This window comes from Gardnerella sp. DNF00983 (assembly GCF_049244265.1).
GTDB lineage: Bacteria > Actinomycetota > Actinomycetes > Actinomycetales > Bifidobacteriaceae > Bifidobacterium > Bifidobacterium vaginale_J.
Genome location: NZ_CP058392.1, coordinates 745,115 through 766,695, shown reverse-complemented (window position 1 = coordinate 766,695; position 21,581 = coordinate 745,115). Strand labels below are relative to the sequence as shown.

Sequence of the window (21,581 nt, the reverse complement as noted above, 5' to 3'; positions counted from 1 at the left end):
AAAAGTCACTAAAAAATATTCAATGTGGTTAAAAGGTTATTTAATGCTTATTGCTTCGCTTATAGATAATCGTTGAAGATTTAATTACCAAGGCTTATTGCTGCTTTCATCAGTTTTAGTACGTTTTTCTGTCTTTTCTGAACCTTGCTGGTCTTCTTGGTCCTGTGAATATTTAGAATCCACATGATCGTTCTGTTTTAGCAAGTTTTCAACTTTATTGCGCTGAGTATTGTCCAACTGAGGCTTAGACGAATCTGACTGCTTTTTATCTTTAGAAGAATTGTTAGAATTATCGTTTTTAAAATGATTGTTATGCTTTTTCGGTTTCTGCTGCTTATTAGTATTGTTTTGATTCTGCTTTAATTTTTCTGTTAACTTTCGTGATAATTCAGCATTTTTGTCAATACTATTTCGAAGTTGAGGAAGCAGTATCATTTCTTGAGATTTAGCATCATCAAATTGCGCATCAGTTTGCTGTTGCTGAGTTAAAAGCACATTCTTGTCGCTATCTATACTCTTGGAAGATTTTATGTTGGAAATAAGGCTATCAGTAGCAGCATTATATGCGTATTGTGCTCTCCAATTTACGATAGCAAAATACGTTACGAATATCGCAATAATCAAGAACAAGAATGTAACAATGCGAATAATTGTGCGACTAGACATGTGCTTCATACTAATTTCCTTGAAGTTATAAACCACGACATTAATTCCCAAATTAAAAGTATCGACGCAAATATTGCAAACGGCCAAATAATTGGTTCAGGTCTCAAACGAGGTTTTGCTGTCTCGTTCATTCTCCATTGGTGTGAAAGAATTGGTTTTGCTTCGTCACCAAATGTTACGTTTAAAGATGAGTGCATATACTTGCCGCTAAGCTCATCGGCAATATTTCGCAAATTCTTTTCATCAAGCTTTGAAATTCCAGGATTTCCTGTAGCAGGATCAATAACCCATTGATTAGAGGTATTGTCTTCGCTGTAGTCGTCAAGTTGCAGCTGTGTTTTTTCCAAAGGTATTTTTGCTCCTTTAGATGAGCCTATTCCAATAACAAATGCGTTAGTAATATAAGCTCTGAGCGATGAAAATGTGCGGCGCTTTCGTTGAGTTGTTTCTTCACCATCGCTTAAAACATACAAAACTGTTGTATCATCTGGATGAGCATCATGTATAGCTTTTGCAGTAAGCAAAGTTTGATCTATAGGAGCGTCAAGACTAGTTCCAGTAGCTACGCTAGTTGGCTCAGTTCGTAGAGTATTTATCCAATTGTCAACTGCTCTAGCATCAGGCGTTAATGGAACATCGACAGACGTAGAAGCACCAAAAGAAATAGCAGCAAAACTTGAGTTAGCATAGGATTTTGTTATTTGACGAATAATATTCCTTGCTGCATCAATACGCTCAATCTTACTATTTTTTGCATAATCAGCGTCTTTTGCTCTCATTGAACCTGTTATATCTAGAGCAATAATCACATTTGTTGCATTTACTGCCCTTTGTAAAGTTGAACGCATAATACTTGGAGATAGCACGCAAATTATTAGCATTATGCATATGCCAATACGTCTTAATCTCATGCAAAAAGTTTCATCACTTGATTCAGGTTTCCTACGTATAGGCACAATTTCAAAAAACATTGCTGCCAACAAAACTAATATTGCAATAATCGCAATAATCCAGCCATATGATGGAGAAAAAACCAACTGACCTGCTTGAGAAGTGTCAGAAGCTTCAGTTTTAGCGTGTGCAAACAGTAGGGTAGTAGCAGAAAATAGTGTTGTTGTCATCGCTTCATCCTCTTTGCAATAGCTAGCCAAATCACAACGCTAAACACAGTAAGCAAAACCCAAAGACCAGGATCGTCGCTAAATGCAGACTGAGCAGCGCCTTGAGGAATTGCAGTATGCCTTTTTTCAATTTCTTTTACTAAATTAATAACAGAATCAGAATTGCGTTGAGAAAGGAAAATTCCGCCATGAGATTCAATAAGCTGCTTCATTTCTAACGTAGCATCATCATTCTCATTCTGTTTTGCGCCAGAATATAACCCGTCGACAGTAATTTTAGCTTGTTTTGTTAAATCTAAAGCTTGCTTTAATGAGTAAGTTTGTTTTCCAGAGACAACATTATCTGTAGCAAGAACAATGGAAGAACTTCTATTAAAACGGCTTTGTATTTTATGGTTATTATGGGCAGAACCATAAATAAAACCTGGAAGCATTGCTGCGCAACTAACTAAACCGTCTCCAATAAGAGATGTTGCGTTTTTGCGATTTTGAGTTCCTTCAAGCCAGTCAGAAATTTCCTGATATTGGCGTTGTTGTAAACGATTAATACGACTTTGCGATTGAACTCCGCCAAGTAAATTTGCAGCATATTGCAATTGTTTTTTAGCTAGTCGATAATCGTCAGTAAGTGGAAAAACTGTTCTAGATGTGGAGTTAAAAATGCTCAATCCAATGCGTTCACCCTGAAAATGCTCAATAAAATTAAGATACGCTTGAATTACTTCGCGATCATATGGTAAAGCAGAACCTGAAACGTCTAAGCATAAAACAATGTCTCTAGAACTGACTTGCTCGTTCGCATTAAACACTCGGGCTGGCCTAGAAGCAACAGCAAGAGCACTGCACAAAGATAGTACCAATGCAGCCGTGGCAAACCTTCTAAACATTCGCCACATATACCATGAATGACTAGTAGTAGTTCCTTGTAAATCATTGTCAAAAGTAAAAGTATAGAATTTTCGAGTAATATTACTAGCTTGACTCTTATACTTCTTTTTTAAAATATTGCTACGAATGGAATCTAAAATTAGTAAGATAGCAAAAATTGCTACAGAAATAACAACGCCTGCAACAAAAATCAGAGGCCATTGCCATCTCCATGGCCATATGTATTCCCAAACATTATTACTCATCAACGTTTGTCCTTCGTTTGCCAGCCTTCAAGCAATACTAAAACCCATTCAGCAGCCTGCTCAACAGTAGTATTTCGCGCTTGCTCGTTTGCTTTGCGATCAGCAAATTCTGGAGGATACAAAGCAGATATTGTTTGGCGTAACATATCAGCACCTTTTTTATTGCGCCATTTCAAACGCAAAGAAGTCAATTCTCCCAAAGTGTGAGTTTGAATATCTTCACCGCTAATCTTCGAAACATAAGATCTAGCAATAGACGCCAATTTTGCACAAGCCTGATCTTTAGTAAGTTCATTGTTATGATACTTCTCAACAATCTCATCAATATCTTTACGCCAAGCTTGTTTGTTTACATTATGAACATGAACTGCTTCTGTAGAATTGCTACTTTCAGATAATTTCTTTGGCTTTTTAAAAGAAAAATATAAAACTGCACAAGCAATAAAGATAACAACAATCGATGCAGAAAGTAGTATTAAAAAAAGCGTTTCATCATGTAAAGGCTTTTGAATATCTTCCAGGCTCATTCTATTCAACCTCCTTGCTAAATGAGTCAGCAAGATAATTTGTACGGCTCACTTTTTGCGCAGAAATATGGAAAACTTCTTCACTTGAAGAACCATGAATTATTGAAGATTGAACACCAAGCAGCATATCGTATAAAGCGTTTATTCTAATATTTCTACGAGCTTCGACTTCATTTTTATTTGATTCTTTTTTCAAAAACGCTGGTACTTTACGTAAAGTAATTCCATCAAATATTTGCAAATCAATTGCAGAATCAAAAGGATTAATAGGAGAAATAACAATAACAACAAGCTTATGGTTTTGCGTAATTTTGCGCAAAGATTCAGCGTTATGAGCTTGTAATGCATACTCGTCAGTTATTAAAACTACCAGACCATTATTGTCAATATTTTTTAGTAGCGAAGTAAGCAACGCATCAATATCTCTAGTATTTTTACGAGTATTAAGCAACGTATAATCTAGATTTCGCTCAAAATCAGAAAAGTTGCTAGCAGCATGAACATTGATAACATTTTTTCCATCTGCACACAACAAAGAAACAGCATCATGACGTTTTAAACTCAAAGACGCAAAAAAGCATGCAGAATTAGACGCAACTTCATACAGTGATTCTCCAGAAACACAAGCTCCATTCATATTTATGCTTGTATCTAAAGCAATCCAAGTATGAGAAGACGAAGTACGCTCTCTAGAAGACACCATAGGCTGTCCAGTTCGAGCGCTCGCAGACCAATTCATCATGCGAGCTTCATCTCCTGGCTGCCATGCGTGTATGTCAATAACATCACCTGTGCCAAAACGCCTGTGCGAAGGATGATCACCCTCTAATAAGCCTAAAGCTTTACGCGCAATAGGCAAATCAATTCGCTGATCCAAAAGCTCAATTTTGCGACGTACGGCTTTAGCAGGTTCAGATAATACTAACCGCTTCGTACGAATCATGGCACAGGAACCGTCTTAACTAATGCGTCAATTACTTGATCTGTAGTAATAGAATCAGCTAAAGCTTCAAAAGTTAAAAGTATACGATGCCTTAACACTTCATGCGCAAACAATTTAATATCTTCTGGTATCACATAATCACGTCCAGAAAGTAAAGCGTGAGCTTGAGCAATACGGATAAGTGCAATTGATGCACGCGGGCTAGCTCCCATACGAACCAATGAATTAATTGTAGGAAGTGGATGCGTACCTTCACCGCGAGAAGTCGCAACAAGATCAACTACATATTTCATAACTGCTTCAGAAACGTGTATGCGACGCGCTGCAGTACGCATAAAAACAACATCTTGCAAACTTATGCGTTGAGTAGTTAGCTTTGAAGGATCAACGACATCCGATCCGCGTTGAGTAAGTAATTGCAGCATACGAACTTCCTCTTCAGGATTAGGGTAAGTCATAACTGCTTTTACCATAAAACGATCCATTTGTGCTTCTGGAAGATTAAATGTTCCTTCTTCTTCAATTGGATTTTGCGTAGCAATAACCATAAATGGTTGAGGCAGAGGGATTCTTTCGCCTCCAATAGTTGTTGCTCCTTCTGCCATAGCTTCAAGCATTGCAGATTGAGTTTTTGCATTTGAGCGATTAATCTCATCCAACAAAATAACATTTGCATGAATAGGACCAATTTGCGTAGTAAAACGTTGGGAAGCAAAATCAAAAACTTGAGTACCAACTAAATCTGCTGGCATTAAATCAGGAGTGCATTGCACACGACGGAAACTACCTGACATAGCTGTTGCAAGAGTTTGAGCAGCAGTAGTTTTTGCGAGACCTGGTACTGATTCAATAAGAATGTGTCCGCCTGCAATAAGAGTAAGAATAAGAGATTCTCGTAAAGCGTCTTGTCCGACTAAAGTTTGTGCAAAACGTGCGCGCAAAATATTTGCAATTTGCTGACAACGACGTATGTCATCACTCGAAATAACTGCATTAACTTGCGCACTTGCATTAGAAACAGCAGACGGTTGAGGTACAGCTGATCCAATGCCAAGCTTAGAAGCAATTGAAGTTTTATCGGTTAACGGTTTCTTCTGTGGTTGCGGTGGAAATAATGCCATAAGTGCTATTTTAGCTGATATGCAGTACTGACACGTTCAAAAATGGCATTTTTATTATCTTTATAAGATAATTTGCAGTATTTGGACAGTTAAATTTCTTGAGAATCTAGAGACCAATTAATTGGAGAAACTCCCATATTAACTAAGGCTTGATTAGCTCTTGAAAATGGATGCGATCCAAAGAATCCTCGCATTGCAGAAAGAGGGCTTGGGTGCGCTGAAGTAATAAGAGTTGCATTCGTTAGCAAAGGAGCCAAACTTTGCGCATTACGTCCCCATAAAATGGCTACAAGCGGCAACGGATTACCATTGCAATCAGTTCTATTGTTTAATGCTCGAATAGCTGCATCGGTTACAGGCTCCCAACCTTTTCCTTGATGACTATTTGCTTTTCCAGCCTCAACAGTTAAACATCTGTTAAGAAGCATTACACCTTGCTTGGTCCAGGGCGTCAGATCTCCACTCTTTGGAGTTTCTACACCTAAATCGTTTACTAATTCTTTATAAATATTTATGAGACTTTTTGGCAGTGGTCGCACTTTTGCAGCTGTGCAAAAACTTAAGCCCACTGGATGACCAGGCGTTGGATATGGATCCTGTCCAACAATTAAAACTTTAATGCTTTTTAGCGGAATAGAAAAAGCACGCAAAATGTTGTGACTAGCAGGAAGAATATGGTGTCCGCTTTCTATTTGCTCTCTCAAAAACACTCCCATTGCGCGTATTTGCGGCTCAACTGGCTTTAATGCTTCAGCCCAATCAGGATCCATTAGTTCATCTAAAGGTTTAATATTTTGAGGATTCATATTGCTACTGTATGTCAAGGCATAGTATAAAAGTGAATTAATCAAATTTTCTAAATTTGTGCTTTGTGCCAAGCATTAGATAGTATAGATTCATTATTGTTTAAATGATTTTTTATAAGGAGTGCAATTATGGCGCGAGATAATCAGAACGTGTCGTATACGCCTGATGCTTTTGATGAGCCACCAGAGGGACCAGTTGGAGTTCATCGTGGAAATCCTGCGTGGTATGCCGTAATACTTCCTTATTTTGTTACATTAATTGTTGCGGCGGTAGTTGGCATTTTAGTTTGGGCTATTGCTTCTGGAGAAATCTCGCATCTTCCGTTGCCTTGGAACCATCAGCAGCAATCATCTCAATCAGCATCTTCTACTAAGACTTCTGAAAACAAAAAGTCTGCTAAAAGCGACGAAGATAAATCTTCTGAAGACGAAGATGATGACGACGACGATAATAACTCTAAAGAAAATAAATCAGATAAGAAAGATGCTGGTGACTCTAAAGATAATTCAGCAAATGATTCTAAAGCACAAACTTCACTAGACAAATCAGTTGCTGTGAAAGTTCTTAACGCAACCAAGATAAGCGGTCATGCCGCTGCTGGCGCAGATAAGTTGAAGCAAGCAGGGTACGCAAATGTTACAGCTGGAAATCCAACTGGTAACGTCCCAAGCGAATCTGTTGTTTGGTATAAAGACGATTCCCAAAAGGCTGCAGCTGAAGATATTGCAAAGACTTTAGGCATTAGCGCTGTCGAAAACGAAAAAGAAATCGTTTCTCCGATTGTAGTTGTGCTTTGCAAGTGATATTTTTCGCATAAAAATAACCGGTTAGAATTATTTCTAACCGGTTTTTGTGTATAAACGCCAAAAAAGTTGGCACTCGGGTACATAGAGTGCTAATCTTCAAATTAGCACTCAAGCCTTGAGAGTGATAATAAGCAGCTGACGGCTTATTACTCAAGATTGCAGTGAAAAGTCCATAAATAACGTATGTGGAGGAATAATGGCAAAGATTATTGCCTATGAAGAGGACGCCCGTCAGGGTATGCTCGCAGGTCTTGATAAGCTTGCAGACACTGTTAAGGTTACACTTGGTCCAAAGGGTCGAAACGTTGTGCTTGACAAAGCCTACGGCGCTCCAACCATTACTAATGATGGTGTTTCTATTGCTAAGGAAATTGATCTTGAAGATCCATACGAGCGTATTGGCGCCGAACTTGTTAAAGAAGTAGCTAAGAAGACTGATGACGTTGCAGGCGACGGCACTACAACTGCTACTGTTTTGGCACAGTCTTTGGTGCATGAAGGTTTGAAGAACGTTGTTGCAGGAAGCAACCCAATCGCTCTTCGTCGCGGCATTGAAAAGGCTGCTGAAGCAATTGTCAAGGAATTGCTTGCTTCTGCAAAGGATGTTGAGACCAAGGAACAGATTGCTGCTACTGCTACGATTTCTGCAGCTGATCCTGAAGTTGGCGAAAAGATTGCTGAAGCTTTGGATAAGGTTGGCCAGGACGGTGTTGTCACAGTTGAAGACAACAACAAGTTCGGTCTTGATTTGGACTTCACTGAAGGCATGCGTTTTGATAAGGGCTATATTTCCCCTTACTTCGTCACTAATGCTGACGATCAAACTGCTGTTCTTGAAGATCCATACATTTTGCTCACTTCTGGCAAGGTTTCCAGCCAGCAGGACATTGTTCATATTGCTGAGCTTGTTATGAAGTCTGGTAAGCCATTGCTTATTATTGCTGAAGATGTTGATGGTGAAGCATTGCCAACGCTTGTGTTGAACAAGATTCGTGGCACTTTCAACACTGTAGCTGTAAAGGCTCCAGGATTCGGCGATCGTCGTAAGGCTATGCTCCAAGATATGGCTATTTTGACCGGTGCACAGGTTGTTTCTGACGATCTTGGTTTGAAGCTTGATTCAATCGATGCTTCTGTTTTCGGTCATGCAGCTAAGGTGATTGTTTCTAAGGATGAAACAACTATCGTTTCCGGTGCTGGCTCAAAGGAAGATGTTGATGCTCGCGTAGCTCAGATTCGCGCCGAAATTGAGAACACTGATTCTGATTACGATCGCGAAAAGTTGCAAGAGCGTCTTGCTAAGCTCGCTGGTGGCGTTGCTGTTATTAAGGTTGGCGCTGCTACTGAAGTTGAAGCTAAGGAACGCAAGCATCGCATTGAAGATGCAGTTCGTAACGCTAAGGCTGCTATCGAAGAAGGTTTGCTTCCAGGCGGTGGCGTAGCTTTGGTTCAAGCTGCTGCGAAGATTGAAAAGACACCAGCTATCACAGAGCTTAAGGGTGAAGAAGCTACAGGTGCTGCAATTGTGTTCCGCGCTGTAGAAGCTCCAATCAAGCAGATTGCTCAAAACTCTGGTGTTTCTGGAGACGTTGTTCTCAACAAGGTACGCGAACTTCCAGAAGGCGAAGGCTTCAATGCTGCAACCAACACTTATGAAGATTTGATGGCTGCAGGCGTTACTGACCCAGTTAAGGTAACTCGTTCTGCTCTACAGAATGCAGCTTCTATTGCTGGCTTGTTCTTAACTACTGAAGCTGTTGTTGCCAACAAGCCTGAAAAGGCAGCTGCTGCACCACAAGCTGGTGCAGAAATGGGCTACTAAATAAAAAATAAAAGTAGCTTAAAAATCTAAAACTAAATAGTTTAAGTAAATGGCGGCATGCTCGAATAAAGCGTGTCGCCATTTACTTTTTTTCATATTAATCAGCCCATTCCAAATAGCGAAGCAGCTTGTGTTTCAGCATCAAGATACACTCCTGATGCATGTTGCATAGCTTGCTGAATTGCTTCTAGTGATTGTTCCATTTGTTGTTGCGCCGCTCGCCATTGCTGAGCGGTCGACGCAAATTGTGTAGCCGCAGATCCAGTCCACACGCTCTGCAATTGCTGTAAATTGGCATACATCCCGTTGACTGCATCTCTAATTGCACTAACCGAGGTTCCAACGGCTGCCGCAGCCTGCTGAATTTGCTCTGAATCAACTCGAAATTGTGCCATATTTCCCCTCCATTTGTTTTGCGTCTAAATAAACGCTTTTTATAAATTATTTTTGCGAAACATTTCAAATAAATTAAGCAAAGATTTTTATAATGCTACTTTTACTTGTGTGATGTCACGCTATTATGAATATATGCCATCAAAAAAGTACGAAAAAGATTTATGCACCAATGTGGTTAAAAGCTTAGCTTGCACGCGCGTTGCAAATTTTAATTACCAGCATTCTCACTCAAAACTATTTTTAGCTAAACGCGTATTGCTTTTATTAATGGCATTTTTATTTAATTTTTCTTTTATTCTTCCAACTCTTCCAATAGATTCGCTCATATTTTCACCTTTAAATAAAGCAAATACAATTAATGCATATGCTGAAAGTAATGAGAAAAATTCTGGAATAGTTGCAACAGACTCAATAACAGACACAGAAAATTTGCTTGGAGATTCTGTCAGCAAAGTTGCTGACATGATTGATACAACAAAAAAGCGTACAGGAGTAAATGTTAGGCTCTTATATTTGTCTACTTTTGGAAATACAAAAGATCCATCAAAATGGGCTAGTGATTTGTTAATTAGTACGCTTCCAGCTAAAAATACTGTGCTTCTTGCAGTAGCAACTCATGATGGAAGATTAGTTGTAGCTGTTTCGCCTAATTCCGATGAATGGCTCAAAAATAAAAATACTGTAGACTCGTTATCCGATGCAGCTTATAAGCCTTTAGTGAGCACAACTGGAACGCATTGGGATCAATCTGCATTAATGATGATGAAACAAATAATGCGCGCAAAACGTACTTCAACAACTTCTTCTGCAAGTCTCATTTCTACAATTATTATGCTAGTAATCTTGTTGGCATTATTCTCGATAGTTGCAATTGTTCTGTTTAGAAAGAATCGTATACAACGTCAAATACTTGCTGGTGTTAGAAAAGCTCGTAAAAGGCACGCTCGTCACAGGTAAAAAATATTCTATAACTTGTTTTATTTTCAGCAATTATTCAGGAAACATTCAGCTTGATAAGTGATGCTAATCAATATGAGTAAGAACGTTGAAGCATCTATTGTTGTGGTCGATGACGAGCCATCAATCCGTGAACTTTTGGTAGCGTCTTTGCATTTTGCTGGGTTTGAAGTAGAAACTGCTGCATCCGGCTCAGAAGCTGTTGAAGTAATTGAGCGAGTAAATCCAAATCTTATCGTTATGGATGTTATGCTCCCAGATATTGATGGTTTTACTGTTACGAGACGTATTCGTCAAAATGGAATTAAAGTTCCTGTATTGTTCCTAACTGCAAGAGACGATACGCAAGATAAAATTATGGGTCTAACCGTTGGTGGAGATGACTACGTTACAAAGCCATTCAGCTTGGAAGAAGTAGTGGCAAGAATACGAGCAATTCTTCGCAGAACACAAGAACCTGATGAAGAAACTCATATTATAAAAGTTGCTGATCTTGAGATTAACGAAGATTCTCATGACGTAACTCGATGCGGTGTGCCAATCGAACTTAGCCCAACTGAATACAAGCTACTTCATTATCTTATGGACAATGAAGGTCGAGTTCTGTCAAAGAGCCAGATTTTGAATCACGTATGGCAGTACGACTGGGGCGGAGACGCAGCAATCGTTGAATCTTATATTTCTTATTTAAGAAAGAAGATTGATGGCATTGAAATTACTGACGATTCAGGAAAGCCGCAAAAAGTAGTTCCTCTTATTGAAACTAAGCGTGGAATCGGTTATATGATTCGAGAACCTAAGGCAGGTCAAGCCTAATCATGCAATCTAGTAATAATAACAACGATAATACTGAATCAACTATTAGTAGCGGTACGAATAATAGCTCTATTAATAGCTCTAGAGATGATTCAGATGTTAGCACTGCTGAAAAAAGTGTTGCGATAACACAAAGCAAAAGCGACAAAAAAGACAAAAAGCCTCGTAAAACCTGCTGGTTGCGTCGTCGAATAAATGCAATACCACTGAGTACGCGTTTAGTCGCATGCACTCTTGCTATTTTAACTGTAGCCGCTTTTTGCATATCGCTTTCAATTCAGCAGCTCGTAGGAAATTATTTGCTAGAAAAAACTGATGCGCAATTAGCTGGTCAAGCGCAATTTGTTTATGACAATGTTGATTCATTGCGCATGAAAAACTCAAATCAATCTTCAATAGGTCCAAATAATTACTTTTTGCAAGTTAGGGATACGCATAATAAAGTTATTTCCACTCCATTAATACCAAAAATTAAAGGATCGCTTGTTTCGGTTCCTAAACTTCCACCAGACGGTTTTGATAGTAAAAAAATTGTTACACGCAAACCTTATACGGCACCTGCAATCGTTAAAGGAAACGCAAATAAAGTAGATGCAATCACTAAAAAAGCTGCAAAATCACCGTGGAGAGTTTTAGTATTAACGTGGGGTAGAGGCAACGACTATAACTCAGAGTTAAAATTTAGCGGTTATGTCTATATTGCTTTATCTCTTAGCGATCAAATTGACACAGTTAGCACACTTACTCGTTACTGCATAATGGTGAGTATTGCAGTTATTTTGTTTGGAGCAGTATTTGCAGCAATTATTATTCAATCAGCTTTAAGACCGTTAAAAAGAATTGAAAAAACAGCTTCAAAAATTGCTTCTGGAGATTTAAGCAAACGAGTTCCATCTGCTCCTGAAAATACTGAGGTTGGATCTTTAGCAGCTTCTCTTAACTCTATGCTTGCTCGTATTGAAAGAGGATTTAATGAGCAAGAAGATATGACAGAAAAAATGAAGCGATTCGTCTCGGATGCAAGTCATGAATTACGCACTCCATTGGCTGCAATTCATGGATATGCTGAATTGTACACAATGTGGCGCAAAATGCCAGGGGAGCAGGAGAGAGCAGATGACTCTATTGCTCACATTAAAGCTTCTAGTGAAAGAATGACTGAGCTAGTAGAAGATTTGCTTTCTTTGGCGCGTTTTGATGAAGGTCGTGGAATTAATATTTCGCAGCAAGTCAGCTTGTCTCCAATACTTTCTGACGCAGCTAATGATTTACATGCTCTTGATCCTGCTAGATCCGTTCAGCAAGGCTATTTGACTATTTCGGATGAGTGGAAGCTTATGAATTGCACAAATTGCAATTTTGAGCGTAAGCTCCAATTCCATGCTGGAAAACTTCCAAGTGTTATGTTACTTGGAGATGGAGCTAGATTACGACAAGTAATGACAAATATTGTAGGAAATATCCATAGATACACTCCCGTTGATTCTCCTGTAGAAATTGCTGTAGGAGTTATGAAAGCATCTATAACTCCAGACGAATTATCTAAATTACCTTCCGTAAGAGAATCATTGAAGGAGTTTTTGGAAGCAGCGGAAGTCAGCCAATCTACTGATACGGGTCATAAGTATGCCGTAATTCGAGTTGTTGACCATGGTCCTGGAGTTCCAGAAGAATCTTTGTCTAGAATTTTCGAGCGTTTCTATATTGCTGACCCATCAAGAGCTAGAGAAAAAGGTGGAACTGGCTTAGGTATGGCAATTGCGCAATCTGTAGTAAAAGCACATCATGGTTTTATTTGCGCAACTATATCTTCTCCATCAGAAGCATCGACCAATTCTAAAACTAATCTTGATGACACTATGGACGGGTCTGAGCCGATAGATGTTAAACCTCATGGCTTAACTCTTACTGTAGTGCTGCCAGTTAATGAGATTGAAGATCCTTCTAAACTTGTTAGCGATTAAAATATTGGCATTAGTAACACTTGCGTAGGTTAAAAAAATTTTATTGCCCGCGTGTATGCGCTACAATGTAATAAGGAAACAAGTAATAATAATATTTGGTACACTATCTATAGACCTATCGCATATGCTGATGCTTTATGCCTTGTGCACTTCAGCATGCGAAATGAGAATTATTTGGAGTGAGGTGTGTTATGCCCAATGGGCGCGTGCGTTGGTACGATACGCAGAAGGGGTACGGCTTTATTGTTGGAGACGATGGTAAGGATGTTTTCTTGCCAGCAGCAGCATTGCCAGTTACTGTAAAGACTTTGCATAAGGGTACGAGAGTTGAGTTTTCTGTAATTGAAGGTCGCAAAGGACCACAGGCGATGGGTTTGAATGTTATTGCAACAGCGCCTTCGCTTGTCAAGGCTACTCGTCCTAAAGCCGAAGATATGGCAGCTATTGTAGAAGATCTTATTAAACTTCTTGATTCTGCTGGTAATGGTTTGCGTCGACGTCATTATCCATCAACTGCCGAAAGCAAAAAACTTGCTACATTGTTGCGTGCAGTGGCAGATAATTTTGACGTTCAGGAATAGTGTCTGGAATATTATTTATGACTGATGAAGTGATGGATCCACAAGAACTAGCTAGAAGTATAGCTGTGGAAACTTCAGAACGTACTGATGCAGTAGGTGATTTTGTATCTTCTACAGAGCTTGGTGACGGAGTTACAGACTTTCGTTTCGTAAGCAATTTAGTTGGGTATGAAGGCTGGCAGTGGTCAGTTACGTTGTATCATGATGAGGAAACGCAACGTTGGACTGTGAATGAATCAACGCTTGTTCCTACTGAAGATTCTTTGCTTCCACCACCATGGATTCCATGGAAAGACCGCTTGAAACCAAGTGATCTTTCTGTAATGGATTCTATTGGCACATCTGAAGACGATTCTCGACTAGAAGATGGCTTCCGTCAGGTAAATAATATTGATGATAATAATTCTGAAAAGAATATAGAATCAGCAAATTCAGATGATAATTCTGAGTCTAAAACTGAAGATGACGCTAAAGCTAATAGTGAGGCTGAAGATAATACTGAAGCTAATACTAGCGAAGAAGATGCAGACCCAAACGCAGAAAAAGATATTAATCAAAATCAAGAATCTTGCGATGCAAATAATGATTTTGACGAAGATCTTGAAGAAGCTGTTTCAACGCTAAGACTGTCTCGCAGACGAGTAATGACTGCGGAAGCAATTTCGCAAACAGCTAAACGCTGGTACGCAGGTCAACATGGTCCAAAGTCGTTGTCTACAAAAATTGCTGATGGCAAAGCATGTTCATCATGCGGATTCCTCATTCCTCTAGCTGGAAGTTTAGGCTCTATGTTTGGCGTATGCGCAAACATGTGGAGCCCAGACGATGGGCGAGTTGTCTCGCTTGATCATGCTTGTGGTGAGCATTCTGACATTGAACCGCCTGAGCCATCGCAGCTTTGGATTCAATCTGAGCCTGCATACGACGATTATCATATTGACATTTTGCAACAAGCTCCACGAGATGAGCGAGCAGACGTTGAGCTTATTGAGGAAGCAATTGAAGACAGTAAGATGCATCGTCGTAAGCGCAGAAAACTAGATTCAAAATTGCGCAACAAAAAAGAAGCCTCAACAGATAAAGATGAACAAAATAATTTATCTGAACCTGATTTAATTGACAATTCAACTATTGACGAAAAATCATATGAAAATAATGATGACAAAAATCGTGAAGTTGAAGTTGAAAATCAAACTGAAAAAATTGAAGAGACTGTAGCTAATGAATCTGAAAAATCTGAAAAATCACAAAAAGATACAGATTATCCTGATTCTTCAGAAGTAAACTTACTAAACGAAAATTCTGTTACAGAAGAAATACCGTTAACAGAAAAAGTTGAAGAGCCACAAGAATCTGAAGACACTTCAAAAACTACAGCATCCGCATCAATGCGATTATATAAAAGAAAATCTCGCAGACAGCATAAGTAATTATGCAGAAACGAAAACATGAATATTTAGGTTCATCATGCATGACTATTGTGATGCTATGGAATGCTGTACGAATGAGTAAATATATACGACGCTTCGCGTCATGGCGACTCGTTACCATGGAATGAAAGAAAAGAACGGAAGGCAGTTATGTTTGAACGGTTCACTGATCGCGCACGACGCGTGATTGTGCTAGCTCAGGAAGAGGCTCGCTCACTTCAGCACAATTATATTGGTACTGAGCATATTTTGCTCGGGCTTATTCGCGAAGGTGAGGGCATTGCCGCGAAAGCGTTAAGCTCAAAAGGCGTAGACCTAGAAGGCACTCGCAAGCAGGTTGAAGAAATGATCGGTAAAGGCACTGTTTCGCCTGCTGGTCATATTCCTTTTACACCTCATGCTAAGCAAGTGCTCGAACTGAGTTTGCGCGAAGCTCTTCAGCTTGGTCACAGTTATATTGGTACTGAGCATATTTTGCTCGGGCTTATACGCGAAGGCGAAGGAGTGGGCACGCAAGTACTTATAAAGATGGAAGTTGATCTTGGAGACTTGCGAAGCACTACTGTTGATTTAATTCGTGGAGATAATGCTCCTAATGGTAGCGAGAAGGGCGAGTTAGCTAATGCTGGAAGTGTGCAAGATAAGCGAAATCAATCCGGCTCTGCTCTTCTTGATCAATTTGGACGCAATTTAACATTTGAAGCTCAAGAAGGAAAGCTCGATCCTGTTATAGGTCGTTCTGAAGAAATTGAACGCGTTATGGTTGTCCTTAGCCGACGCACGAAGAATAATCCTGTGCTTATTGGAGAGCCTGGAGTTGGTAAGACTGCAGTTGTAGAAGGTCTCGCACAGAAAATCGTTGAAGGCGATGTGCCTGAAACGTTGAAAAATAAGCAAGTTTATTCTCTAGACTTAGGTTCAATGATTGCAGGATCTCGCTATCGTGGCGATTTCGAAGAGCGCTTGAAGAAAGTGCTTAAAGAAATTAAAACACGCGGCGATATTGTGCTTTTTATTGATGAAATTCACACTATTGTTGGAGCAGGTTCTGCTGATGGAGCTCTTGGCGCATCCGATATGCTTAAGCCAATGCTTGCGCGTGGAGAGCTACAAACAATTGGTGCTACTACTACTGACGAGTATCGCAAGTATATTGAAAAAGATGCTGCTTTGGAGCGTCGTTTCCAGCCGATTCAGGTTCCAGAACCTACAATTGCTGAAACTATCGAGATTCTTAAAGGATTGCGTTCTCGCTACGAAAATCACCATCATGTAACTATTACCGATGGGGCTTTACAGTCTTCTGCTGAGCTTTCTGATCGTTACATTCAAGATCGTCACCTTCCAGATAAGGCTATTGATCTTATTGATGAAGCTGGTGCGCGCTTGCGTATTAAACGCTTGACTCAGCCACCTGAGCTCAAAGAATTAAACCATAAGATTGCTAAGATTTCCGAAAAGAAAGATGAAGCAATCAAGCAGCAAGATTTTGAAGAAGCTGCCAATCTTCGCGACGATCAAGAAAAGCTTGAGAATGAAGCTGCAGAGAAGGAAAAGGCTTGGCGTGAAGGCGAGTCCAACGTCAAGATGGTTGTTGACGAAGACATGATCGCTTCCGTTGTTTCAAGCACTACAGGCATTCCTGTAGTAAAGCTTACTCAAGCGGAATCGCAGAAGCTTCTTCAAATGGAATCTGAACTTCACAAGCGTATTGTTGGTCAAGATGAAGCTGTGTCTGCTTTAGCTCGCTCGATTCGTCGTGCTCGAGTTGGTTTGAAGGATCCTAAACGTCCTTCTGGCTCGTTTATTTTTGCTGGTCCTACTGGAGTTGGTAAAACTGAGCTTGCCAAGGCACTCGCAAACTTCTTGTTTGATGATGATAATGCCTTAATTAGAGTTGACATGTCAGAGTTTGCAGAAAAGTATGCTGCATCTAGGCTTTTCGGTGCTCCTCCTGGATATGTTGGATATGAAGAAGGTGGCGAGCTTACTGAAAAAGTTCGCAGAAAGCCATTCTCCGTTGTGCTTTTCGACGAGATTGAAAAAGCTCACCCAGATATTTTCAACACGCTTTTGCAAGTGCTTGATGACGGTCACTTAACAGACGGCCAGGGTAGAAAAGTGGACTTTAAGAATACGATTATTATTCTTACCACCAATCTTGGTACTCGCGATATTGCGAAGGCTGCAAACACTGGCTTTACACTTGGAAATAACGCTGATTCCACGTATCAGCGCATGAAAGATCAGGTTAATTCTGAGCTTAAGCGTCATTTCCGTCCAGAGTTCTTAAACCGTTTGGACGACACTATTGTGTTCCGTCAGCTTACGGAGCCAGAAGTTCGTCAAATTGTTGATATGGACGTGAAGTTGCTGAACGACAGGCTGTTTGACCGTCACATGTCTCTAGAAATTACGGATGCCGCTAAGAATTTGCTTGCACAGAAAGGCTTCGATCCTTTGCTTGGTGCGCGCCCGTTGCGTCGCGTAATCCAGCGAGATATTGAGGATACTATTTCTGAAAAGATTTTGCTTGGTGAACTTTCTGACGGCGAACACATTAAGGTGGATGCTGAAGGCGAAGGATTGCTTGGTGAGTTCACAATTAAAGGCGAAAAGTTTGAGACAATAGACACAACTGCTGTTGTTGCTACTGAAGATAACAAGTCTGAAGATAACAAGTCTGAAGATAGCGAAAAAGAAAGTAGCGCAGCTAAAGAAGATAGCAACAAAAAGTAAGTAAAGCTACGCAATAACTAACTGAATACATTAAAAGCCCGGCGAGTAAATCTCGTCGGGCTTTTCTACTGTGTTTTTCTACTGTGTTTTTATATCTCAATTTTAGTCATATCTAACTCGTCGCGAGCTCGTCGTGAGCTTTGCGCAAATCTTGAGGCATGTATGTTGGATCATACAAGTCTGCTAAGGATTGTCCTAGGTGATTCTCGCTTTTGCCCTTAATTTAGCGTTGTTCAACGAAGGTTATCGTTAAAAGTTTTAGCGCGCTGCGACTTTAAGCTGGGTTCCTATAGTACTTGAGTGTAATTATTGACGACTAGTAAAATACATATTATATAAATAACACTTAGGAGGGCATGAATATGAAAAAAGTAATTTGTAAATTCTCATCCTCTGCTTTAATTATGATGCTATTGCTGAGTTTTTGCGTTTCATTAGCAGGTTGTGGTAGTTCATCTAAAGTTGCAGGAACTTGGTATGAATATAATCCAGATCACGACTATGCACATCCTGAGCGTATTTTAAAAATAAAAGATGACGGTACATACATATATACGAACAATGATGGCACATTTTCTGGAACTTGGAAGCTCAATGATTCTGTAATTACATTTACTGAGGATTCTTCTAAATTTACTTCTTCTGGTGTTTTCTCAAATACACACGAAAACAAAAGAGGGAACTTCATAACAGTATGCATAATTCCAGGTAAAGGGGATACTGTCGGCGAATACGTTTTTGAACGACAATGATTTTATCATTCGTATTTTTATTCTCCTATAGAATATATAATTCTTACAAATATTGAGCAATTTGCAGATTTTATAAGACTGTTTCCATGGTGGGTGCGACTATATGTCTGCTCAGAAGTAGTGCACTACGTTAGTACGCTATGTTCACCAGCTTAGCTTTACGCACTTTGGCCGCTTACACCGAGTTTGGCATGGGTAAGCGTAGTCGTTGGTATTGTTCTTACAGATATTGTTCTCGTTATCAAGTAGCACCCACGGAAAAGAACCGCAGTAGCTGCATAAGATTTTGTGAGACTGTTTTTCTTCTTTGAGCAAAAGGCTCTGCGCGCGTCGAGAGTGTTGTTTTTATGCTGATAGTTACGCAATGCATAATAATGTGATAAAAAACACTAAAATAAGTATAATAATGTGATTAAATGCACCAAAACATATATAATAATGTGATATATGATAAAAGATAACGCAAAATATACCTGACAACAAACATATGTTTCCGTTGCCTTATTCCGTACGTTCGTTGTTGGGGATTGGCATGAATGAGATCAGAGCAATGAGGCGGATATCGGTCTTCGGCGCGTTGTGTTGTATGGCTCGTGCACCTTGGATTTTGTACGTTCTATGTTAGTTTTGTATAAATTTCTTTTGAAACAGGTATTTTCACATAATTATGTGCGCGCTTGCCAAGAAAATGCCATGTTACGATTCGTAACGCTTGTGTTCTCGTTCGTTCCTTTTCTATTCATATGTTGCTCGTTAGCATGTAATTACGCAGTGCGATTATTAATTGCATTACGAGCAAAACAAATAATCGTTAAGAACGAAAACTCATAGCCAATTAAAGGAGTTATACGATGTTGTTGGGAGAAAAAATCAGAAATGCGCGCGTGGAAGCGGGTTTAACTCAGGAAGAACTTGCTGAAATGATTATGGTTTCGCGTGCTGCGGTAGCGAAGTGGGAAGGTGGTCGCGGTCTGCCGGATGTTGCAAATTTGAAGGTGATTGCGGATGCGCTGGGTGTTACTATCGACTATTTGTTGGATAAAAACAATGCTATTGATTTGTCAATCATTAAGAAGCCTATTGATTTAGCGAAGTATGGTCTTAATGAAAAATTGGGTGTTCGTAAGAAAATCAAGATGAAGGAACAAATTATTCGCGATGAATATGCAGACGCTGAAATTATTATGCTCACGGTGACGAAGTTTATTCCAAATTCGTCTGAAAAGTTTATGGATAATTTTATCGGGTGTATTACTACTTTGTTCGGTGGTATTCCTTTGTTTGATACGTTTGCATTCGGTAAAGCGGTAGAGAGTATTGGCAGTGAACAGTATTACTTGGTGAATAAAAAAGAAAAGCAATTTTTTGTGCTGATAACGGATGAGTATATTATTAGCAGAATGATGCGAGTAAAGTTCACTGATAAGAAGATGTGTGTTGGGGATAAGGAATTTACGCAAGTTGGTAAGTTGCGTGATAAGTAAGAACTGGTAGTTGGTTGGGAATTGGTCAGAAGAATGTGGTTTTCTGCCGTTTTAGGAACTTGTAATGTAAAGCGAATATATTCCGTATAGCTCAGTGAGATCAAGGAACGCTTGCGGAGAATAAATGACGCTATAGGTTGTGCTCATACGCCGTATTCCTTAGCGAAGAATTTGTCTACTTCGTCTGCACTGTATTGTTTGCCAGTCGGAATAGAGTCGATGCCTTTTTGTAATTCTTTATCCAACTCATCTCTTGTTAAGCTGCCTAAAGCAGTAGGCTTTTCTTGCTTATTAGTTGGCAAGCGGAGTTCAAATGGCATGCCTTTTTGTAAAACAATCTGGCTGTAAAGCATTTGGATTGCTGAAGATGGTGTTATTCCAAGCTGGTTTAATATGCTTTCAGCGTTTTCTTTAAGATTTGTATCGATTCTTGCATATACAGCGTTCGTGTTTGTCATTGCGTTCGCGTCCTTTCTGTGCTTATTTTACAAAATAGTTGCAAGCATACGCAAGCATATGAAAGCAAAAGTTTAACTACTATTTAAATTAGGATGAATGAAGTGAAGTCATTGCAAACAGAATTGAGAGCATCACCATTTTTTTAAATACGAGATTAGCGCGAATGTTAAAAGAGTGTAGATCACTAGAACACTCATTATAAGTAGCATAGAATGTTATGTCTTTTGCAATGAAACTTTCCCTTTTTGTATTTTAAAACTTTGCCTTATGTGTATAGAGATTGTAGAATTTATAAAATACGAGGGCTGGGTGGTTAATTAGAATAGTTTGGAGAATGCGAGAAGTGAATATCAAAGAAGAACTATTTGCATTGCAGGATATTTCATATGCTGATTTTCAAGCGAAATTGACACCAAATATTGCGAGGGATCTGTTTATAGGTGTCCGAGTTCCGGAGGCTAGAAATCTTGCCAAAAGAATTGCAAAGGAGCCAGAAGTATCTAACTTTCTGAAAGATTTACCGCATAAATATTATGATGAAAATATACTTCACGGACTTATTGTGTCTGAAATGAAAGACTATAATGATTGTATCGTGGCAGTCGATGAATTTCTGCCTTATGTAGATAATTGGGCTGTTTGCGATATCATGTCTCCAAAGATTTTCAAAAAGAATAAAACAGCGCTTTTGGAAAAAATAAAAGAATGGTCAGCATCTGGAAAGGCATATACTTGTCGCTTTGGAATTGAGTTGTTAATGTCTTACTTTCTTGATGATGATTTTAAGCCTGAGTATTTGGAAATACCCGTTTCTGTTAATAGTGACGAGTATTACGTTCAGATGATGATTGCATGGTTTTTTGCAACTGCTTTGACAAAGCAATGGGATGTGACTATAAAATACATTGAAAATCATCGATTAGATGCACAAACTCATAATAAGGCGATACAAAAAGCACGCGAAAGTAATCGTGTTACAAAAGATCAAAAAGAGTATTTGAAAACATTGAAACGGTAACAACAAGTTACATTTGTAGTGTATTTTGACAATCTGTAA

General features: G+C 39.3%; 21 protein-coding genes and 1 pseudogene. 11 read left to right on the top strand and 11 right to left on the bottom strand.

Annotated features, from left to right (window positions below):
* Positions 1-84: 84 nt before the first annotated feature.
* From HXT34_RS02880 to HXT34_RS02850, 7 genes are all read right to left on the bottom strand, one after another.
* Positions 85-675: a DUF6466 family protein gene (locus HXT34_RS02880; RefSeq protein WP_415686874.1), complete on the bottom strand. Its 591-nt coding sequence runs from the start codon at positions 673-675 to the stop codon at positions 85-87.
* Positions 672-1,787, bottom strand: coding sequence for a vWA domain-containing protein (locus tag HXT34_RS02875; protein ID WP_415689706.1), 1,116 nt, complete (start codon positions 1,785-1,787; stop codon positions 672-674). Before HXT34_RS02875 ends, HXT34_RS02880 begins: the two co-directional genes overlap by 4 nt.
* Positions 1,784-2,920, bottom strand: a complete 1,137-nt coding sequence (locus HXT34_RS02870; RefSeq protein ID WP_415689708.1) for a vWA domain-containing protein — start codon at positions 2,918-2,920, stop codon at positions 1,784-1,786. The genes HXT34_RS02875 and HXT34_RS02870 overlap by 4 nt, the downstream gene beginning before the upstream one ends.
* Positions 2,920-3,447, bottom strand: a complete 528-nt coding sequence (locus HXT34_RS02865; protein ID WP_419399282.1) for a hypothetical protein — start codon at positions 3,445-3,447, stop codon at positions 2,920-2,922. The genes HXT34_RS02870 and HXT34_RS02865 overlap by 1 nt, the downstream gene beginning before the upstream one ends.
* Before the next feature lies 1 nt (position 3,448).
* The gene (locus tag HXT34_RS02860; protein WP_415689712.1) at positions 3,449-4,390 is read right to left on the bottom strand and encodes a DUF58 domain-containing protein; all 942 of its coding nucleotides are present in this window, start codon (positions 4,388-4,390) and stop codon (positions 3,449-3,451) included.
* Positions 4,387-5,511: an AAA family ATPase gene (locus tag HXT34_RS02855; RefSeq protein ID WP_419399281.1), complete on the bottom strand. Its 1,125-nt coding sequence runs from the start codon at positions 5,509-5,511 to the stop codon at positions 4,387-4,389. The genes HXT34_RS02860 and HXT34_RS02855 overlap by 4 nt, the downstream gene beginning before the upstream one ends.
* Before the next feature lie 89 nt (positions 5,512-5,600).
* Positions 5,601-6,317 (bottom strand): uracil-DNA glycosylase, encoded by a 717-nt coding sequence (locus tag HXT34_RS02850; RefSeq protein ID WP_119526688.1) that lies wholly within the window; start codon positions 6,315-6,317, stop codon positions 5,601-5,603.
* A gap of 129 nt (positions 6,318-6,446) precedes the next feature.
* Between HXT34_RS02850 and HXT34_RS02845 the strand changes: the two genes are divergently transcribed.
* Both HXT34_RS02845 and groL read left to right on the top strand, forming a co-directional pair.
* The gene (locus HXT34_RS02845) at positions 6,447-7,121 is read left to right on the top strand and encodes a LytR C-terminal domain-containing protein (protein WP_415683022.1); all 675 of its coding nucleotides are present in this window, start codon (positions 6,447-6,449) and stop codon (positions 7,119-7,121) included.
* A gap of 199 nt (positions 7,122-7,320) precedes the next feature.
* Positions 7,321-8,946 carry a chaperonin GroEL gene (gene groL, locus HXT34_RS02840; RefSeq protein ID WP_119526684.1) on the top strand — a complete coding sequence of 542 codons (1,626 nt, stop codon included), beginning with the start codon at positions 7,321-7,323 and terminating at the stop codon, positions 8,944-8,946.
* Between the two features lie 101 nt (positions 8,947-9,047).
* On the opposite strand, the gene HXT34_RS02835 is transcribed toward groL, so the two are convergent.
* Positions 9,048-9,341 carry a WXG100 family type VII secretion target gene (locus HXT34_RS02835; protein WP_391495747.1) on the bottom strand — a complete coding sequence of 98 codons (294 nt, stop codon included), beginning with the start codon at positions 9,339-9,341 and terminating at the stop codon, positions 9,048-9,050.
* A 52-nt stretch (positions 9,342-9,393) separates the two neighbouring features.
* Between HXT34_RS02835 and HXT34_RS02830 the strand changes: the two genes are divergently transcribed.
* The 6 genes from HXT34_RS02830 to HXT34_RS02805 all read left to right on the top strand — a co-directional run bounded on the left by HXT34_RS02830 (position 9,394) and on the right by HXT34_RS02805 (position 17,829).
* On the top strand, positions 9,394-10,299 hold the full coding sequence (locus tag HXT34_RS02830) for a hypothetical protein (protein ID WP_415689718.1): 906 nt from the start codon (positions 9,394-9,396) through the stop codon (positions 10,297-10,299).
* Between the two features lie 75 nt (positions 10,300-10,374).
* Positions 10,375-11,115: a response regulator transcription factor gene (locus tag HXT34_RS02825; protein WP_391495749.1), complete on the top strand. Its 741-nt coding sequence runs from the start codon at positions 10,375-10,377 to the stop codon at positions 11,113-11,115.
* A 2-nt stretch (positions 11,116-11,117) separates the two neighbouring features.
* The gene (locus tag HXT34_RS02820) at positions 11,118-13,079 is read left to right on the top strand and encodes a sensor histidine kinase (protein ID WP_415686866.1); all 1,962 of its coding nucleotides are present in this window, start codon (positions 11,118-11,120) and stop codon (positions 13,077-13,079) included.
* Between the two features lie 191 nt (positions 13,080-13,270).
* Positions 13,271-13,660, top strand: a complete 390-nt coding sequence (locus HXT34_RS02815) for a cold-shock protein (protein ID WP_004106732.1) — start codon at positions 13,271-13,273, stop codon at positions 13,658-13,660.
* A gap of 65 nt (positions 13,661-13,725) precedes the next feature.
* Entirely contained in the window at positions 13,726-15,090 is a 1,365-nt protein-coding gene (locus HXT34_RS02810; protein ID WP_421785434.1) for a DUF3027 domain-containing protein, read from the top strand.
* 150 nt (positions 15,091-15,240) lie between these two features.
* Positions 15,241-17,829, top strand: coding sequence for an ATP-dependent Clp protease ATP-binding subunit (locus HXT34_RS02805; RefSeq protein ID WP_421785385.1), 2,589 nt, complete (start codon positions 15,241-15,243; stop codon positions 17,827-17,829).
* Positions 17,830-17,941: 112 nt separating this feature from the next.
* Here HXT34_RS02805 and HXT34_RS02800 read toward each other — a convergent pair whose 3' ends face one another.
* Positions 17,942-18,007, bottom strand: coding sequence for a hypothetical protein (locus HXT34_RS02800; protein WP_421785432.1), 66 nt, complete (start codon positions 18,005-18,007; stop codon positions 17,942-17,944).
* A 178-nt stretch (positions 18,008-18,185) separates the two neighbouring features.
* On the opposite strand from HXT34_RS02800, the gene HXT34_RS02795 reads away from it, so the two are divergent.
* Together HXT34_RS02795 and HXT34_RS02790 are read left to right on the top strand one after the other, a co-directional pair.
* On the top strand, positions 18,186-18,581 hold the full coding sequence (locus tag HXT34_RS02795; RefSeq protein WP_421785383.1) for a hypothetical protein: 396 nt from the start codon (positions 18,186-18,188) through the stop codon (positions 18,579-18,581).
* Positions 18,582-19,432: 851 nt separating this feature from the next.
* Complete coding sequence (locus tag HXT34_RS02790; RefSeq protein WP_421785381.1) at positions 19,433-20,065, top strand: helix-turn-helix domain-containing protein; 633 nt, start codon at positions 19,433-19,435, stop codon at positions 20,063-20,065.
* A 32-nt stretch (positions 20,066-20,097) separates the two neighbouring features.
* Here the strand turns inward: HXT34_RS02790 and HXT34_RS02785 are convergent.
* Together HXT34_RS02785 and HXT34_RS02780 are read right to left on the bottom strand one after the other, a co-directional pair.
* Positions 20,098-20,212, bottom strand: a pseudogene (locus HXT34_RS02785) (type II toxin-antitoxin system RelE/ParE family toxin); the annotation flags it as partial.
* Positions 20,209-20,523 (bottom strand): type II toxin-antitoxin system RelB/DinJ family antitoxin, encoded by a 315-nt coding sequence (locus HXT34_RS02780; protein WP_415686862.1) that lies wholly within the window; start codon positions 20,521-20,523, stop codon positions 20,209-20,211. The gene HXT34_RS02780 and the pseudogene HXT34_RS02785, both read right to left, overlap by 4 nt.
* 344 nt (positions 20,524-20,867) lie before the next feature.
* Between HXT34_RS02780 and HXT34_RS02775 the strand changes: the two genes are divergently transcribed.
* Complete coding sequence (locus tag HXT34_RS02775) at positions 20,868-21,542, top strand: DNA alkylation repair protein (RefSeq protein ID WP_415686861.1); 675 nt, start codon at positions 20,868-20,870, stop codon at positions 21,540-21,542.
* Positions 21,543-21,581: the final 39 nt, after the last annotated feature.

Bases quoted from the DNA above. Each gene is read 5' to 3' on its own strand.
- HXT34_RS02805 (WP_421785385.1), top strand. From the start codon at position 15,241: ATGTTTGAACGGTTCACTGATCGCGCACGACGCGTGATTGTGCTAGCT.
- HXT34_RS02850 (WP_119526688.1), bottom strand. From the start codon at position 6,317: ATGAATCCTCAAAATATTAAACCTTTAGATGAACTAATGGATCCTGAT.
- HXT34_RS02870 (WP_415689708.1), bottom strand. From the start codon at position 2,920: ATGAGTAATAATGTTTGGGAATACATATGGCCATGGAGATGGCAATGG.
- HXT34_RS02820 (WP_415686866.1), top strand. From the start codon at position 11,118: ATGCAATCTAGTAATAATAACAACGATAATACTGAATCAACTATTAGT.
- groL (WP_119526684.1), top strand. From the start codon at position 7,321: ATGGCAAAGATTATTGCCTATGAAGAGGACGCCCGTCAGGGTATGCTC.
- HXT34_RS02835 (WP_391495747.1), bottom strand. From the start codon at position 9,341: ATGGCACAATTTCGAGTTGATTCAGAGCAAATTCAGCAGGCTGCGGCA.
- HXT34_RS02865 (WP_419399282.1), bottom strand. From the start codon at position 3,447: ATGAGCCTGGAAGATATTCAAAAGCCTTTACATGATGAAACGCTTTTT.
- HXT34_RS02780 (WP_415686862.1), bottom strand. From the start codon at position 20,523: ATGACAAACACGAACGCTGTATATGCAAGAATCGATACAAATCTTAAA.
- HXT34_RS02855 (WP_419399281.1), bottom strand. From the start codon at position 5,511: ATGGCATTATTTCCACCGCAACCACAGAAGAAACCGTTAACCGATAAA.
- HXT34_RS02825 (WP_391495749.1), top strand. From the start codon at position 10,375: ATGAGTAAGAACGTTGAAGCATCTATTGTTGTGGTCGATGACGAGCCA.
- HXT34_RS02880 (WP_415686874.1), bottom strand. From the start codon at position 675: ATGAAGCACATGTCTAGTCGCACAATTATTCGCATTGTTACATTCTTG.
- HXT34_RS02815 (WP_004106732.1), top strand. From the start codon at position 13,271: ATGCCCAATGGGCGCGTGCGTTGGTACGATACGCAGAAGGGGTACGGC.
- HXT34_RS02795 (WP_421785383.1), top strand. From the start codon at position 18,186: ATGAATATGAAAAAAGTAATTTGTAAATTCTCATCCTCTGCTTTAATT.
- HXT34_RS02860 (WP_415689712.1), bottom strand. From the start codon at position 4,390: ATGATTCGTACGAAGCGGTTAGTATTATCTGAACCTGCTAAAGCCGTA.
- HXT34_RS02875 (WP_415689706.1), bottom strand. From the start codon at position 1,787: ATGACAACAACACTATTTTCTGCTACTACCCTACTGTTTGCACACGCT.
- HXT34_RS02790 (WP_421785381.1), top strand. From the start codon at position 19,433: ATGTTGTTGGGAGAAAAAATCAGAAATGCGCGCGTGGAAGCGGGTTTA.
- HXT34_RS02845 (WP_415683022.1), top strand. From the start codon at position 6,447: ATGGCGCGAGATAATCAGAACGTGTCGTATACGCCTGATGCTTTTGAT.